15 protein-coding genes are annotated in these 16,442 nt (G+C 63.0%); 5 read left to right on the top strand and 10 right to left on the bottom strand.

The window, feature by feature from the left end; genetic code table 11:
* Positions 1–44: 44 nt before the first annotated feature.
* Positions 45–1,418, bottom strand: coding sequence for an aldehyde dehydrogenase family protein (locus U0025_RS09005; protein WP_218916885.1), 1,374 nt, complete (start codon positions 1,416–1,418; stop codon positions 45–47).
* Positions 1,419–1,564: 146 nt separating this feature from the next.
* On the opposite strand from U0025_RS09005, the gene U0025_RS09000 reads away from it, so the two are divergent.
* Positions 1,565–3,982, top strand: a complete 2,418-nt coding sequence (locus U0025_RS09000; RefSeq protein ID WP_004206992.1) for a LuxR C-terminal-related transcriptional regulator — start codon at positions 1,565–1,567, stop codon at positions 3,980–3,982.
* A gap of 76 nt (positions 3,983–4,058) precedes the next feature.
* Here U0025_RS09000 and U0025_RS08995 read toward each other — a convergent pair whose 3' ends face one another.
* On the bottom strand, positions 4,059–4,682 hold the full coding sequence (locus U0025_RS08995; protein ID WP_004206991.1) for a TetR/AcrR family transcriptional regulator: 624 nt from the start codon (positions 4,680–4,682) through the stop codon (positions 4,059–4,061).
* Positions 4,683–4,728: 46 nt separating this feature from the next.
* Between U0025_RS08995 and U0025_RS08990 the strand changes: the two genes are divergently transcribed.
* From U0025_RS08990 to U0025_RS08975, 4 genes are read left to right on the top strand one after another with little or no spacing between them, the layout of a single operon-like run.
* Entirely contained in the window at positions 4,729–6,141 is a 1,413-nt protein-coding gene (locus U0025_RS08990; RefSeq protein ID WP_218916884.1) for a TolC family protein, read from the top strand.
* Positions 6,138–7,175 carry an HlyD family secretion protein gene (locus tag U0025_RS08985; RefSeq protein ID WP_004206989.1) on the top strand — a complete coding sequence of 346 codons (1,038 nt, stop codon included), beginning with the start codon at positions 6,138–6,140 and terminating at the stop codon, positions 7,173–7,175. Before U0025_RS08990 ends, U0025_RS08985 begins: the two co-directional genes overlap by 4 nt.
* Positions 7,172–8,335: an ABC transporter permease gene (locus tag U0025_RS08980; RefSeq protein ID WP_004206986.1), complete on the top strand. Its 1,164-nt coding sequence runs from the start codon at positions 7,172–7,174 to the stop codon at positions 8,333–8,335. Before U0025_RS08985 ends, U0025_RS08980 begins: the two co-directional genes overlap by 4 nt.
* Positions 8,332–9,462 carry an ABC transporter permease gene (locus U0025_RS08975; RefSeq protein WP_004206985.1) on the top strand — a complete coding sequence of 377 codons (1,131 nt, stop codon included), beginning with the start codon at positions 8,332–8,334 and terminating at the stop codon, positions 9,460–9,462. The genes U0025_RS08980 and U0025_RS08975 overlap by 4 nt, the downstream gene beginning before the upstream one ends.
* A 163-nt stretch (positions 9,463–9,625) precedes the next feature.
* Here U0025_RS08975 and U0025_RS08970 read toward each other — a convergent pair whose 3' ends face one another.
* The 8 genes from U0025_RS08970 to U0025_RS08935 all read right to left on the bottom strand — a co-directional run bounded on the left by U0025_RS08970 (position 9,626) and on the right by U0025_RS08935 (position 16,413).
* A complete protein-coding gene (locus tag U0025_RS08970) occupies positions 9,626–10,537 on the bottom strand; it encodes an alpha/beta hydrolase family protein (protein ID WP_004206984.1) in 912 nt (303 codons plus the stop codon).
* Positions 10,538–10,832: 295 nt separating this feature from the next.
* Positions 10,833–11,072: an acyl carrier protein gene (gene acpP / locus U0025_RS08965; RefSeq protein ID WP_004206981.1), complete on the bottom strand. Its 240-nt coding sequence runs from the start codon at positions 11,070–11,072 to the stop codon at positions 10,833–10,835.
* Positions 11,073–11,174: 102 nt separating this feature from the next.
* Positions 11,175–11,474: a polyhydroxyalkanoic acid system family protein gene (locus U0025_RS08960; RefSeq protein ID WP_004206980.1), complete on the bottom strand. Its 300-nt coding sequence runs from the start codon at positions 11,472–11,474 to the stop codon at positions 11,175–11,177.
* Between the two features lie 14 nt (positions 11,475–11,488).
* Complete coding sequence (locus U0025_RS08955; protein WP_004206979.1) at positions 11,489–11,914, bottom strand: PaaI family thioesterase; 426 nt, start codon at positions 11,912–11,914, stop codon at positions 11,489–11,491.
* 8 nt (positions 11,915–11,922) lie between these two features.
* The gene (locus U0025_RS08950; protein WP_004206978.1) at positions 11,923–12,849 is read right to left on the bottom strand and encodes an electron transfer flavoprotein subunit alpha/FixB family protein; all 927 of its coding nucleotides are present in this window, start codon (positions 12,847–12,849) and stop codon (positions 11,923–11,925) included.
* 115 nt (positions 12,850–12,964) lie between these two features.
* The gene (locus tag U0025_RS08945; protein WP_004206977.1) at positions 12,965–13,708 is read right to left on the bottom strand and encodes an electron transfer flavoprotein subunit beta/FixA family protein; all 744 of its coding nucleotides are present in this window, start codon (positions 13,706–13,708) and stop codon (positions 12,965–12,967) included.
* Between the two features lie 9 nt (positions 13,709–13,717).
* Entirely contained in the window at positions 13,718–14,626 is a 909-nt protein-coding gene (locus U0025_RS08940; RefSeq protein WP_017503706.1) for an NAD(P)H-dependent flavin oxidoreductase, read from the bottom strand.
* Positions 14,623–16,413, bottom strand: a complete 1,791-nt coding sequence (locus U0025_RS08935; protein ID WP_004206973.1) for an acyl-CoA dehydrogenase C-terminal domain-containing protein — start codon at positions 16,411–16,413, stop codon at positions 14,623–14,625. Before U0025_RS08935 ends, U0025_RS08940 begins: the two co-directional genes overlap by 4 nt.
* Positions 16,414–16,442 lie beyond the last annotated feature (29 nt).

Here is a 16,442-nt window from a genome sequence, read left to right as displayed (position 1 = left end):
AGATAGTTAGGCTATCGGTTATCGTGATATAGTCGTACATGGATTTACCCCAGAAAGCGTTTGGCAAGTCGGATCAGACGCGCTGCCCGGCCCGAATAGGGAGGAAAGACGAGAGGCAGAGCGGAGAAGCGGTTCTGGAGAACGGCGCGCTCATGACTGAAAGTCCGGAACCCGTGATGGCCATGTGCCGCCCCGATCCCGGAATTGTTCACACCGCCGAACGGCAGATGATCGTGGACGTATTGGACGATGGTAAGGTTGACGCCTGCACTGCCGGAAGTCGTGGCCGCCAGGATATGATCCACTCTCGCCCGGTCACGATCGAACACATAAAGCGCCAGCGGCTTGGGTCTTGCGTTGATCCGACCGATCACGGTTTCAATGTCATCATAGGTCAGGACCGGCAGGACGGGACCGAATACCTCCTCATGGTCGATCGCCGCCTCGGGAGCGATCGCCTCCAGCACTGTGGGCGCCAGCGCCCTTCCCTGCCTTTCGCCGCCGACAATGATCCGCCCGCCCGTGGCCAGGGCATCCGCAATCAGGCCCCCCAGTCTGTCCGCATGGCGATCATTGACGATCCTTGCGAGATAGGGGCTCGTCATGCCCGAACCATAAGCGGCGGCGATCCGGCGGCGCAGCGCTTCCACGAACCGGTCGCGGATCGAAGCGTGGACGAACACATGATCGGGCGCGATGCAGGTTTGACCGGCATTGGAGAATTTGCCGAAGGCGATCCAACTGGCGGCCGTCTCTATGTCGGCATCCGGTCCCACGATCGTGGGCGACTTGCCACCCAGTTCCAGCGTAACGGAGGTCAGGTGGCGGGAGGCTGCCTGCATTACGACTTTCCCGACCTCGGGGCTGCCGGTGAAGAAGATATGATCGAAGGGCAGCGCGAGCAGGGCCTGAGACATCTCCTTCCCGCCGAGGGCGACGGTAACCAGGTCTGGCGGAAATGTGTCGGCGATCAGCCGCGCGATGACGCCCGAGGTAGCAGGTGTCATCTCTGAAGGCTTCAGGATAGCGCTGTTGCCGGCAGCAAGGCAGGACACAAGCGGCCCCAGGCAGAGATTGAATGGGTAATTCCAGGGCGCGATGATAAGGCACACGCCGCGTGGTTGTGGCACGATCCGTCCGGCCGTGCCGAAGCCGATCAATGTCGATCCGACATGGACTGGCCGCATCCATCGGCGCAGATTACGACGGCTGTGGCGGATTTCCTGCATGACCGGAAGAATTTCCGTCAGAAACACTTCGGCCTCCGGCTTGCCGAAGTCGGTCGCCATGGCCTGAACGATATCCGCTTCGAACTTTCGTATGGCAAGCGCGAGGCGCGCCAGCGCGGCGCGCCTCTCAGCAAGGCCAAATCGCATCCGGCGCTCGTCCGACATTGCCTTTTGCGCGGTGAAGAGCATTTCCACCGGGCGGCCATCACAGGGTTCCTGCGAAATCGACTGTCTCTCTTCAATCATCTCATTCACGTCCGAAACATGAGCTTCGCGCGAGTCTTACGAGCACAATAGCAATAGGGAACTACACGAACATGTAGTATCGACCTGTCATGGATCACGAAAGGGAATGGACTCCAACTCTGCTTTCGCGACTGGCGGAAACGGCACTTCGCCCTGTTAAATTGACCGCGCGCGTCAGCCTGCTGCGTGCGCCTTGCGGCTACGGCAAATCGGCGACACTTGCGGCCGGTTGGAAGGAGGCGGCGGACACTGGTCGCCCGGCGCTTTGGACAAAGCTTGCAAGCGACGACACGGCGAAGAGCACCCTGCATCGCCTCGCTCTTCAGGCCGGAACCGCCGCGGACATCGACTCCATTCTGCAATGGATATGGCATCAGGACAGGCCCGGGATCATTTGCCTCGATGATGTTCAGGAAGCGCCACATCTCGAAACGCTGACCAGAGACCTAGTGGATGCTCTTCCCGATGATTGGCGGGCGGTCCTTGCAACCTCCGCCCCTTGGGGATTTGGCGTCCTCAACGCCGACTGGCAGGAAGTCGGCCCCGATGGCCTGGCCTGCAGCGCCCAGGATCTGAAGCAACTGACCCGGGTCCCTTCAGCCCTCGACCGGATCATGTCGGACACACAGGGTTGGCCCGCATTGTGCCGCATCGCGTGTCGTGTATCCGACCGGAAGCAGCCACTGCATGTATGGCCCGAGATCATCTGTTATCTCGATCAGATCGTGTTGGCGCCCTTATCGCCCGCTCTGCGCACATGGTTGAAAAAGGCGGCATTGATCGCTCCCCTCGATGCCGAAAGCCACGATTTTGCCCTGCGCATCCACGACGGCGCGCAATGGATCGCACGTGCGCAACGCGAATGTCTCCTATTGAGGCCGGACAAGCACGGAATGTTTGCGCTCAATCCGGCGCTGCGACACCATCTTGCCTTGAGCGGACAGTCGCAGCTTCGTTTCTCGCCAAGCCATCTTTTAAAACGGGCTGCTTTTCATCACTGGCGCGCCGGCCGGCCAGCGCAAACAATAGCACTTTCGCTGCGCGCCGGCGATCCGGCCTGGGCGCGGGGACTGGGCGGTGAGATCGTCATGGATGTCGCTTTGCGACAAGGCCGTATCAACGAGTTGGCCCATTGGCTCGAGGGTGTGCCCGACACAGCGTTGCTGACGAATCCCATGGCTGGTCTGGGAAAGATATGGGTCCTTTCCTTCCAGCAGCAGCATGCAGGGGCGACGCACCTTCTGAAGTTGCTGTCACGCACGGACACGCATGAGGAATTGCTGACGCTGCTCGGTGCTACGACAGCGGCGCTGAGGGACGATGTCGTGCGGGCGGAAAGGCTCTGCCGGCAATGGCTCCAACTGCACGCCCGGGAAAACCCAATGATGAAGGCCTCCGCCCTGGCCTGTCTCGCGAGCATCGTGGCGAGTCAGTCGAACGAGGCCGAGTTCGCGGCACTGCGTCCCCTACTGGATCAAGCTTGTGCCCTGGCCGATCAGGGCTTTGCCCGCGACTGGGCAAAGATTGCCGAAGTGCTGCTCCTGCTGACGCAGGGGCAGATCATTCCCGCACGAAATAGGATCGACGCGCATCTGACGGATATGGTCTCCCCGGTTGCCGAGGAGACGCTGAAAACATTGCGCCTCGCTGTGCTGGCCGAAAGCGGCGTGCCTCTGGCAGAACTGGAATGGCCGTTGCTTTTCTGCGACCAGATCGTCGACGTCCAGATTCATACGGCACGGGCCATATTACGAGCCGCTCGTCTGGCCGGAGATGCGGACCTCTGCGGAAAAATCCTGACCGAACTGAACGTGAAAGCCGTACGCGACCACATGCCGCGACTGCAACTCATGGCCGATATCCTGACTGCCGAACATGAAATGGCGTCGGGTCGATCGGTCACCATCCCCAATATTCCCAGGAACGACGCCATCACTTCGGCTCACCTCGCCATTGCGGACGTCGAGTGCATGCTTCTGTCTGCGACGCGGGCGCTTGCCGACGGGAAGGATCACCTCGCGCGCCAATTGACGGACCGTATCCTGGCCCGCACCCGCAGGGCAGGATGGCAACATATCATACTCAAAACCCTCATGCTGCGTTCGGTGCTGCATCTACGTAAAGATGCGCTGCAACTGGCCATACGGTCGGCGGAAGAGGCCTCGGAAATTCGCGACAGCACAGGACTGAAGGAAACAGCGCGGGAGTTCCGGAATATCCTGGAGCATATTCACGCGGGATGGGCCCTAAAGGCGAGGTTTGATCGGTCCGCAGCACAACATCACTTGCCGAGTTCACAACATACCGAAGGATCCGACCTGTCTCGCCGCCAACTCCATATCCTCAGCCTGGCGCGAGATGGTCTTACAAGCGCGGAGATCGCCAACATATTGGGTATCGGCGAAGATGGCGTAAAATGGCATTTTCGCGCGATCTTCAAGTGTCTCGCCGTCAACAGGCGCACCCAGGCCGTCGCCACGGCAATACAGCGCGGTCTCCTTCACTAAACGGTCTCCCACATCACAAATAGAGGCAGGCATGCTGTTGCGCGGCCTCCCGCAAGGCAAGATCAGCAATCCATTCTTAGTCGACGCTCGTTGCCGCCCCCGCCAGCATGAGATCCACGAGAAAGTCCAGAAGCTCTCCGCTTGTGACCTCGTGCGGTTCGAGCAGGCCCTGGAACATGCTTCCCTCGTGGACAGCCAGGATCAGTCGCGCGATGCGCGGGAGGTCCCGGGCAACGATGCGGGAGTCCTCGCGAAGGATGTCGGCGAGCGCGCCCTCGATGATGACGAGGATCCGCCCCTGCCGTTCGGCATAGTGGCTCGCCATGGCAGGATGGCGCAAGGCATAGAGGCCGAACTCGGCCTGGAGCAGATACCAGTCTCGATCGAACGGATAGCTGGCGATAAAGGCCTTGAGGAAATTGTCGGCCGTCGAGCCGGGCATGGACAGGGCGCAAGCGGTCGCCTCCTCCAGCCTCGACTGCAAGCGCTCGATCACCCGGTCATAGAGGGCGAAGAACAATTCGTCCTTGGATCGGAAGCTGGAATTATAGGCCCCCCGGCTCAGACCGACGCGCTCGCAAATATCTTCCTGGGTGGAGCCATGGAAGCCACGTTCGGCGAAGGCCTCGAGAGCGCCATCCAGGATGCGCTCCCGGGTCTGCGCCCGGGTCGGGCGCGTTCGTGCCGGGCGGCGGCTCACGGGATCACGGGCAGGAGCATTTCGATACAAATATGTATTGAGTTGGTTGGATGTCAACGTTACCGTGCGGGAGCAGGAGACGTTCTTCATGACCTTGCGATGTTCGATGCTGGTTGCTGCGCTGGCGACTGCGGTTTGTCAGGGCGCGCAGGCGCAAACGATCGACAGGCTGGATCTCGATTATCGAAGCGCCCAGGCGAGGCTGCTCGAGCGGTCGGACGCGATCCAGGGCGCCGACGCCGATGTGCGCAGCAAGGAGGCCCAGAAGGGCTCCATGAGCACGCTGCGGCGTCCGACTGTCGAGTTCGAAGGCCAGATGATCCGCTATCAGAAAACCCTCTATCTGCCGCTCGGCCCGCTGGCGGACGTGGCCCAGGATTATGCCATCTATGATCCCCTCCGCTTCGAGATCGAGCGCACCAGCACCCGGCCGATCGTGACGGCGACGCTGCCGCTCTATTCCGGTGGCCAGATTCCCGCCGCTCAGGCGGGCGCGGCGGCGCAACTGGGGCAGTCGCGCGCCGAACGCCAGATCGTCATCGACAACGGTCTGTTGCAGATGACCCAGTTCTATTTCGGCCAGCAGCTGCTCGAGCGCGTGCGCGATGTTCGCCGTGATGCGCTCGCGGGATTGGACCGGCATGTCGCGGACGCCCTCAAACTCGAACAGGAAGGGTTCATAAGCCGGGCCCAACGCCTCCAGGCGCAGGTGGCTCGCGACGACGCCGCGCGTGAACTCGAGAAGGCGCAGGCCGATCTCGCGAGTGCGCAGGTAGCGCTTGCCGGCGCATTGCGGGCGCCGTCCGGCGTCGATCCCGTCTCCCCGATCTTCGTGATCCGCCAGCCCCTCCGCTCGCTCGACACCTATGTGGACACGGCGCTGCGCGCCCATCCCCAACTGGACCGGCTCGGCGCGCTGGAAGACCAGGCTGAAGCGGGGGTGGCCCTTCAGCGCGCCAAGCTCCGGCCTACGATCTATGGCTTCGCCCAGTATAATTTCGATCGGCGCGACACGCTGTTGACCGATCCCGACTGGTCGGTGGGCGTCGGGCTGCGCTACACGCTCTTCTCCGGTGTGGGCCGCTCGCAAGCGGTGCAGGCCGCGCGGGAAACGGTGACGCAAGCCAATGCGGGCCTGCGCGAAGCCCGCACCCAGATCGAAATCGGCGTCACGCGGTCCTGGAACGATGCGGAAGCCGCGCGACGGCGGTTTGAGCTGACCGACACGGCCATCACTGCGGCGCAGGAGAATCTGCGGGTCCAGACCCTCGGCTATCAGGAGCAGCAGACAACCTCGCTCGACGTGATCGATGCGCAGCTCGGTCTTGCCCGCTCCCGGATCCAGCGCGCCCAGGCCGGATATGATTTCGTTGTCGCGCTCGCCCAGCTTCTCCACGTCAGCGGTCAGATCGCCACATTGCCGGACTATATCGACCAGGGTGAAAGGGTCACGCCATGACCGCCACATCGGAAACCCTGGTCACCCCGGACGAGACGGCTCCGCCGGTTCCGACCGGGCGGAAGCGCAAGTTGCTGCCGCTCATTGCTTTCCTCGTCGTGGTCATTCTCGGCCTCGGTCTCTGGCTGGCCTATCGCCCGGTTCCCGATCAGCTCCAGGGCATGGTCGAGGCCCGCGAACTGCGGATCACGAGCAAGGTCTCGGCTCGGATCACGGCCTTTCATGTCGAGGAAGGCCAGCCGGTGAAGACGGGACAGCTGCTCTATACGCTCGACAGTCCCGAGGTCGAAGCCCGCTCCGAACAGGCCGGCGGCGCGCTCGCCGCCGCGCAGGCGAATGCGGACAAGGCCGATGAAGGCGCACGGCCGGAGGATATCCGGGCTGCCGAGGCCCAGTGGCGACGCGCGCAGGCGGCGGCGGACCTCGCCCAGACCACCTATCAGCGCACCGAGCGCCTCTTTGAACAGGGTGTGCTGGCGGGGCAGAAACGCGACGAGAGCCGCGCAAACGCCCTGGCCTCCAATGAAGCGGCCCGAGCGGCGCGCGCGCAATATGATCTGGCGCTGGCCGGGGCGCGGCGACAGGATCGGCAGGCCGCGAGCGGACAGGTGCGCCAGGCGCGCGGCGCCCTGGCCGAAGTCGAGGCGGCCGAGAAGGAAACCCGGGTGTTCGCGCCGTCGGACGGTGAGATCGGACGCAGGCTGGCGCAGTCGGGCGAACTCGTGCCGCAGGGATTTCCCGTCTTCGTCCTGACCGACATCGATCATCCCTGGGTGACGCTCACCCTGAGAGAAGATCAGTTCAGTGCGATCCGCCGGGGACGGGTCCTGACCGGCCGCATACCTGCGCTCGGCGATCGTTGCGCCCAGTTTCGGGTCTTCTACATCGCGCCCGCCGGCGATTTCGCGACATGGCGCGCGACCCGCCAGTCGAGCGGCTTTGACGTGAAGAGCTTTGACGTGCGCCTGTCGCCCGTGTCGCGGGTCGATGGGCTGCGCCCCGGCATGACGGTCCTGTTCGACTGGCCGCAATGATCCGGGCCTTCGTCGATAGCGCCCGGCGCGAAACCGCCTTCCTGCGCGGCAGCGTCTGGGATCTGGCGCTGGTCACCTGGCTGCCTCTGCTGCTGCTGGCGATCGTCGCGGTCCAGTTGTCGGCAGGCGTCATGCGGAACCTGCCGATCGTCGTGGTCGACGAGGACGGCGGCGGCGTCGCGCGCGACCTCACCCGCAAGCTGGAGGCGTCACCCGGGCTCAAGGTCGCGGCGCGGCCACCGGACATGGCACAGGCCGAGCATCTGGTCCGCTCCAACGCCGCCTATGCCGTGGTCCTGATCCCGCGTGATCTCGAGCGCACCGTGCTGCGCGGCGAGACCGGCAAGATCCTCCTCTTCTACAATGCGAGCTATTCCACGCCCTCGGGTTCGGTGTTGCGTGAAGTCGGCACCGTGGTCCAGGCCCACGCAAAGGCCTTGGCCGGGGAGCAAAGCGCCGCGATCGCCGGTCCCGCGCGTGTGCGGCCGCAGCCGGTGAGCGTGCAGAGCCGGATCCTCTACAACCCGCAGGCCAGTTACGAGCTGCAACTCGTCGCCCTGATCCACCCCGCACTCCTGCACCTGCTGTTCATGATCGCGGTCGTGAGCGCGCTCGGTCGCGAGCTGCGGGACGGGACCATCGGAGCATGGCTTGCAGGGCCTCGAGGCGAGGCGGTCGCCGCCGTCGCCGGCAAGATCGCGCCCTATATCCTCATCTTCCTGCTCTGGGGGGCGCTTGCGACCGGCTATCTCGCGGTCTACCGGGGCTGGCCCGTGCAAGGGAGCGTGGCGATGCTGATGGGCGGCTATCTCGCCCTCTATCTCGCCTATGCGGGCATGGCCTTGTTCATCGTCGGGGCCACCCTTTCCATGGGGCAGGCGCTGTCGATGACCGCCCTCTATGCGGGCGCTTCCTTCGCCTTCGCCGGGGCGATCTTCCCGATCGAGTCGGCCTCCGCCTTCGCCCGGCTATGGAGCGCGCTGCTGCCTTTTACCCGCTTCGCGCGGCTGGTCGCGGAGCAATGGATGATCGGCGCACCCGTGCTCGCATCTCTTGGATCGATCCTGGCGCTGTTTGCCTTTCTCGTCGTCGGCTCGGGCGCCGGGCTGCCGCGCTATGTCTCGGCGCGGATGAGCCCGGAGGTCTGGGGACGACGATGATCGGCCGCGCCTTCCTCGCTACCTTCCGCGCCGTTCTCTCCGACCGCTCCGCCTTCATGCTGATCGTCGTGTCGACGATCCTCTATTCCTTCTTCTACCCTTCAGCCTATTCCGGGGAGGTCGCGGTCCGCATTCCGGTGGCCGTCGTCGATCTCGACGACAGCGGCGCAAGCCGCAGTCTCGTGCGCCGGATCGCAGCGCTCCAGCAGGCCGATCTTGCCGCGCGCCCGGCCTCTCCAGGAGCCGCCCGGCTCTGGCTCGAGACGACCGGCGCAGGGGCCGTGGTCATCATCCCCGAGGGGTTCGAGCGACATATTCTGAACGGCGCCCAGGGCACGGTCGCGCTCTACGGCAACGGCGCCTATCTGCTGCGCAGCAGCACGGCGCTGTCAGGCATCGGCCTGGCGGTCACCACGATCGCCGGCGAGGCGGCGAGCGATCAGGCCATGGCGCAGGGCGCACCCGCCCGCCCTGCCCTGTCGCTCGTTCAGCGCCCGCTGTTCAACACGCGCGAAGGCTATGGCAGCACGGTGTTCCCCGGGGTCGGCTTCCTCATCATTCACCAGACCCTGCTGATGGGCCTGACGATGCTCGCCGCCACCCTGCGCGAGACACTGGGACGCTTTCGTCTGCCCTCGCGCACCCTTATCGGAATTGCCCTGGCCTTCTTCGTGATCGGCTGGGCCGACGTGGCCTATTATGCGGGTTTTGTGTTCTGGTTTCAGGACTATCCCCGCGCCGCCGGCTCTCCTGGCGCCTTGATCGTGGGCGGCAGTTTGTTCGTGGGCGCGACTGTGGCGGCGGCGCTTGCGCTGGCCAGCCTCTTCCGGACACGGGAACGACCCCTGCAACTGTGGATGGGCACGTCGCTCGCCATCTTCTTCCTCGCGGGTCTCTCCTGGCCGGCGGAGGCGACGCCGGCCTGGCTGGCGCTCCTCGCGCGCCTCCTGCCAACCACCGCGGGCATTCATCTCATGGTCGGGCTCAATCAGATGGGCGCGAGCCTTGCCGAGCAGACGCGGGAGGTGCTCAACCTCGCCATCCTCATTCTGGTCTACGGAGGCCTGGCCTGGTGGCGCTTCACGAAGATTTCCGCGCCGGACCTTCAGCCTCTCAAGCCTGACTGACGCCTCAATGGAACGAGATCGTCAGGGGCACCCCAAGTGCAACCCTCTCGCCCCGGCCGACGCGACCTTGGCGCAACCCAGGGGGAGGTGTTCGAAGCGGACCTCTGCAGGGCTTCATCAGATAGAGATCACCGAGATGGGGATAAACCGGAGGCTGCCTCGACTATTGCTCTGCTTTCGCCGCCGCGAGGATCGCGGCCTCTACCGGCGCCCAGGTGGGGTCCGCAGGCGAAAGCATGTTGAAGTGGCCCGCATTCTCCAGGGTGATCACCGTCGCCTTATCGCCGGCCGACTGTGCGGCTGCTGCATAGGCTTGCGCGGCTGAAGGCTCCAGCACGACGGAAGCGACCATGAATTGAGGCACGGCCAGAGGCAGCCATTCGATCGGATTTGCCTGACGGTAGCGGCCCGCCTGTGCGTCAGGAGCGCCCCCGAACAGGTTGACGAAGATCGGGCGGCCGCAAATATCCTTGTCGAACCCGTACAGGGTTCGCAGGTCGCCTGGGCCGTCGATGGCGACCGCGGCGGAAACCTTCAGTGGATCAGCGCCGCGGACCTCGCTGTCGGCAGGCAATCTGGGACGGGCCGCCAGCCACAGGGCAGCGTGGGCGCCGGCCGAATGTCCCACCGTCACCACATGCTTCAGGTCCAGAGGCTGGGTTCGTGCCAGCACCCTCAAGTGATCGAGCGCCGCTCCCCAATCCTGGAAGGTCCCAGGCCACCCGCCGCGGGTGTCACCAACCTGTCGATACTCTATATTCCATGTCGCCACGCCCTTGTCCGTCAAGGCGCTCGCCAACGGCGCCGTGCCTGCCAGTGTCTCATAGCCTTTGGTCCAGCAGCCACCGTGAATGACCATGACGACGGGAAACGGGCCAGGACCTGCAGGCAAGCGCAGTTCACCGATCTGCAGAGGATCAGGACCATAGGCCTCGACGAGCGTCGGAGCGGTGACGGGAAGGGCGTGGAGTTGGGGCGGTCCGATCAGCGCATGTTGGTTATCCGACGGCGTCTGCGCCCAAGCGGTGCTCGTGACAATCAAGACTGTAGCCAGGCCTAATGAACGGTATCGCATGATCTACCTCTTTCATGCATCTTCCCGCTCCGACGTTACCAGCCAGTTCGTCAAATGTGAGAAGACAGCGATTCGTCATTAGATAACATGGTTCGCTATATTCTTTTCGGAAACACCATTCCGTCATCGAGTGGGCAAAGCGATAGATGAAATCCCGTTTCTGGCGCAAAGCATATGGCGGCTATGCGCGATCACGGTAGCCTTGATCATGGAAGTGATACGTCAGGCGACCAAAGAGCTATCTAGATTTCATTGTCGTCGTGAATTGCGGTTTCAGAGGATCGTGGGTTTTATCTCACTTGGCTATCCATGCTTCGACCAGCTTGACCGCATCCTCTACTGTTTTGACCTCACCGGCGGCTTCATCCGGGATAGTGAGTCCGAATTCGTCTTCAAGCGCCATCACAACTTCCAGCACATCGAGACTATCCACGCCGATGTCATCGTAGAAAGACGAAGCAAGGGCAATCTGATCCGGATAGACGCCGAGCTGACGGCTAATGATCCTGAAAACTCGGGGAGCGATTTCTTCCATCACAAAGCCCTCGCGCGGACACTATCGGCTAGGAAACAGGGCAGATTCTCGTAAACTCAATCATCGCAGAGCAACGATATTGTCCTGCGGCCAGTAAATTCATCATGCCTTGCTGAGCATTTTCTCGGCGCTCGTTTTCACAAAATCCGAAATCTGTCCTGACATCATTTTGAGGAACAGCGGTACGCTGACGTCGCCGCGAATCTCGCTATCCTCAATGTCGAGTTGCACCGGGATATTCTGCCCCATCGCCCCGATGACCAAGTGTAGTGCGTAGTCCGATACCCACTCGGAACTGAGCGAACCGCCTCCCGGGATATGCGCTGCCAGCTTGGGCAGGCCGGCCTCGATCCTGCTCTTCGCTTCGATTTTACCAAGGCTGTGCGGGATAACGACTTCCATATCTTCTTTCCTGTTCAGGCCGCCCGATCGACGAGCAGCAAGGTCGATGTCGCGGAGGCATAGAGTTTGCCGGCCATGTCGATCAGACGCGCCTCGGTATGCGCCACCCTCTTGCCCATCGACACCACCTGGCCGATTGCACGGACCATCCCGACCCTGTCGGTCAAGGGCGCATGATAGGCGACCTTGAGTTCGAGCGTGACGCAGTTGATGGGCACTTGGGCCGCGGAGTTCGCCGCGATGCCGCAGGCCGAATCCAGCAGCGTCGCGGCATAGCCACCATGGGCGATGCCCATGAAATTGTAGGTCTGCGAGGTGGGCGTCGCGACAAAGACGACCTTCCCCTCCTCCGCCTCAAGCAGATCGATGTCGAACAGGTCCATCATGGGCGGCCGGGTGCCGGCCGCCATGAACTGTTCGATCTCTTCCAGACCGGTCATCGCTTACCTCAAAGCTTTTCGGTCAGTTCAGGAACGATCTTGAAGAGGTCGCCGACCAGGCCGATATCGGCGACCTGGAAGATGGGCGCGTCCTCATCCTTGTTGATCGCGATGATGGTCTTGCTATCCTTCATGCCAGCAAGGTGCTGAATCGCACCCGATATGCCGACGGCGACATAGACTTCCGGCGCCACGATCTTGCCGGTCTGGCCGACCTGAAAATCGTTGGGCGCATAGCCAGCATCGACCGCCGCGCGGCTTGCGCCCACACCCGCGCCCAGCTTGTCGGCCAGCGGATCGATCACGCCATGAAACTGCCCGGCCGAGCCCAGCGCTCGCCCGCCCGAGACGATGATTTTGGCCGAGGTGAGTTCCGGGCGCTCGGACTGGGCGATCTCGGCACCCACGAAGCTGGAAAGTCCCGCATCCGTGCCCGTCGCAGCCTCGATACTGGCCGAGCCACCCTCGCGGGCCGCCTTCTCGAAGGCTGTGCCACGCACCGTGATAACCTTCTTTGCATCAGACGACTGGACCGTCGCGATCGCATTTCCCGCGTAGATGGGACGCGTGAACGTGTCAGCGCTTTCCACCGACAGGATGTCGCTGACCTGCATCACATCAAGCAAGGCCGCCACGCGCGGCGCGATGTTCTTGCCATTCGAAGTGGAAGGCGCCACGAACGCGTCATAGCCGCGCATCAGGTCCGCGACGGCCGGCGCGACATTCTCGGGCAAAGCGTGTTTGAACGCCGCATCGTCGAACGTTACGACTTTGGCGACACCCGCGACCTTCGCAGCAGCCTCGGCCACGCCGCCGATGCCCGCACCGGCAACCAGCAGATGGACCTCACCAAGTTTGGCAGCGGCGGTGACGGCCGATAGCGTCGCATCCTTGACCGACGCATTGTCATGTTCAACCCAGACGAGCGTATTCATAACTTATTCTCCGAGAAATCCGCCCCCGCTTCATCTCTGTGCGCACAGGATGAAGCGGGGTGCGCCGTCACTTGCATGGGAGAGGTTCGGCAAGTTCGGCGCGTTTGAAAGTTTATCAAATCGCCATTTCCTTGAGCCTGGCGACCAATTCATCGACGTCGGCCACCTTGATGCCCGCCGAGCGCTTGGGGGGTTCGGTCACCTTGAGCGTCTTGAGGCGCGAGGCGATCTCAACACCGAGATCGGCCGGCGTCTTCGTCGCCAGCGGCTTGGATTTGGCCTTCATGATATTGGGCAGGCTCGCATAGCGCGGTTCGTTGAGACGCAGATCGGTCGTCACGATCGCCGGCAGTTTGAGGCTTACGGTCTCCAGACCGCCATCCACCTCACGGGTCACCGCGACAGTCTCGCCCGATACTTCGACCTTGCTGGCGAATGTGCCCTGCCCCCAACCGAGAAGGGCTGCCAGCATCTGGCCGGTCTGATTGGCATCATCGTCGATGGCCTGCTTGCCGAGGATCACCAGGCCCGGAGCCTCCTCGGTGGCGATGGCCTTCAGGATCTTGGCGACGGCGAGCGGCTCGACCTCATCGTCAGTCTGGACGAGGATCGCGCGGTCGGCCCCCATGGCGAGCGCGGTGCGCAGCGTTTCCTGCGCCTTGGCGACGCCGATCGACACCACCACGATTTCGGTCGCGACTCCCTTTTCCTTGAGGCGGATAGCCTCTTCGACGGCGATCTCGTCGAACGGGTTCATCGACATCTTCACGTTCGCCAAATCGACGCCCGTCCCATCCGCCTTCACGCGCGGTTTCACATTATAATCGATAACCCGCTTGACGGGCACAAGCACCTTCATGGATCAATCCTACTCTGATTGTAATGCCGCCTGATATTCGGCAATGAGTCTCTCACAGATGGATCGGGCCGGTTGGACGGCAGTGGTAGCGCCGACACCGTGGCCTGCCGACCAGATCGTCTTCCAGGCCTTGGCCTCCTCCGAAACCGAAAGCGCGCCATGTGGCTCAGGGAGAGTCGCGGCTTCCAGCGAGGGCCGGAGAAAATTGGCCCCGACGCCGGTGACCCGGTCCGTATAGACGATATCCGCTGGTCCGGCCCCGATCACCATGTCTTTCTGTGCCGGCGAGGCGAGACTCTCTTCCGACGCGATGAAGTGGGATCCGATATAGGCAAGATCGGCCCCCATCATCTGCGCGGCCGCGATCTGGTGGCCGCGCGTGATGGCGCCGGAAAGCGCCAGCGGCCCCTGGAAGAAGCGCCGTATCTCGTCAACCAGTGCGAACGGGCTCATCGTGCCGGCATGTCCCCCCGCGCCGGCAGCGACCGCGATCAGACCGTCGACGCCAGCTTCGAGCGCCTTTTCCGCATGACGCACGTTCGTCACGTCGTGAAAGACCAGCCCGCCATAGCCCTGAACCACCTGGACAAGATCCGCGATGGCGCCGAGCGAGGTGATGACCAATGGCACATGGTGCCGAACGATCAGTTCCAGATCGGCGTCGAGCCTCGGATTGCTCTTATGGACGATGAGGTTGACGCCGAAGGGCGCCGCTCCCGGCATGGGAGCCAGCCGCTCCTCGATTTCATCCAGCCATTCACCGAAACCTTGACTGGTGCGCTGGTTGAGCGCCGGGAAAGTACCAAGCAGTCCCGCCTCGCAGCAACTGACGACAAGGTCCGGTCCCGACACAAGGAACATCGGCGCAACGATGGCTGGAATGGCCAGCCGCTTTTCGAGGCTTGCCGGAAGCGTCAAAACACGTCGTCTTCCAGCGCCATCAGCGACTTCTTGCCCGCCTTGATCGCCAGGAAGCTGGCGGTCGCCTGAGGCAGGATACGCTCGAAGAAGAACGTCGCCGTCTTGATCTTGGCATCGTAGAAGCGCTTGTCCTCGCTGCCGAAGAAGAGCTGCAAGCCTGCGATCTTGGTCGCCTTGGCAAAGCAATAGCCCATGGCCACCAGGCCCATCAGACGCAGATAGTCCGCCGACGCCGCGCCCGCCTCTTCGGGATCCTTGAGCGCCCGCTGCGCGACCGTGGCCGTCGAAAGCTGCAGCGCCCCGAACGCCTTGGCGAGCGCCTCGATCATCGGCTTCATCGGTCCGTCGACGTTGTTTTCCTCGATGAAAGCCGACACCGGATGGAAGAAGCTGCGCAGATAGCGGCCCATATGGGCGCCGAGCTTGCGGCCGACGAGATCGAGCGCCTGAACGCCGTTCGTCCCCTCATAGATCATGGTGATCCGGGCATCACGGGCATATTGCTCGACGCCGCTTTCGCGGATGTAGCCGTGGCCACCATAGCATTGGACCGCAAGGTTCGCGCTGTCGAACGCAAGGTCGGTGAAGAGCGCTTTGACGACGGGGGTCATGAGCGCAATGAAGTCACTCGCACGCTGGCGCACTTCGGGTTCGGGAGAATGTTTTTCCGCGTCCAGGGCGCGCGAGACCCAGGCCGAGAGCGCCCGGCATCCCTCATTATAAGCCCGCATCGTCATCAACATGCGGCGAACATCGGGGTGAACGATGATCGGATCGGCTGCCTGATCGGGATATTTGGGTCCCGAGAGCGCCCGACCCTGAATACGATCTTTCGCATACCAGGCCGCCGCCTGATACGCCGCCTCGCCCACACCCAGGCCCTGGATGCCGACGGAGACACGCTCCGTGTTCATCATCGTGAACATGGCGGCCATGCCCTTGCCAGGCTCACCGACGATCCAGCCGATCGAATCATCGAAGTTCATCTGGCACGTCGCCGACGCCTTGAGACCCATCTTGTGCTCGATCGCGGCGCAGGCGACGCCGTTCGATTGACCGGGAGTACCGTCCTCCCTGGGCAGATATTTGGGGACGAGAAACAAGCTGATGCCCTTCACGCCCTTGGGGGCGTCGGGCAGGCGGGCGAGCACGAGATGGATGATATTCTCGGTCAGGTCATGCTCACCGGCGGAGATGAAGATCTTGGAGCCGGTGACCTTGTAGCTGCCATCGCCCTGCGGGACCGCGCGGCTGCGCAGGAGCCCGAGATCGGTACCGCAATGAGGCTCGGTCAGGCACATCGTGCCGGACCACTGGCCGCTCACCATCTTGGGCAGGTAGGCCTGCTTGAGCGCGTCACTGCCATGGCCCTCGATCGCAGTGGTGGCACCATGGGTGAGGCCCGGGTAGAGGCCGAAGGAGAGGTTGGACGAGCAGATCATCTCCTCGACCAGCTTGTTGACCGCTTCCGGCAGCCCCTGCCCACCCCATTCCGGATCGGATGCGAGCGCGGTCCAGCCACCTTCGGCGAACTGCTTATAGGCTTGCGCGAACCCCGCCGGCGTCCGCACAACGCCGTTTTCCAGATGACACCCCTCCTCGTCGCCCGACCGGTTGATCGGCAACAGGACGTCGCGACAGAAGCGCGCCGCCTCCTCGAGGATGGCATCGGTCAGATCCGGTGTGAACTCCGACAGCGCGGGAATATCCCCGAAGCCGTCATCGGCATGGAGTTCGTTGAGCACGAAGCGCATGTCGCGCAACGGGGCGTCATAGACTTGCATATTTATATCTCCTGACCGGTCGGCCATCC

The organism is Sphingobium yanoikuyae (assembly GCF_034424525.1).
In the GTDB taxonomy this organism is placed as follows: Bacteria; Pseudomonadota; Alphaproteobacteria; order Sphingomonadales; family Sphingomonadaceae; genus Sphingobium; species Sphingobium yanoikuyae.
The sequence above is the reverse complement of the archived record's forward strand: the minus strand, read 5'-3'. Positions and strand labels throughout refer to the sequence as shown.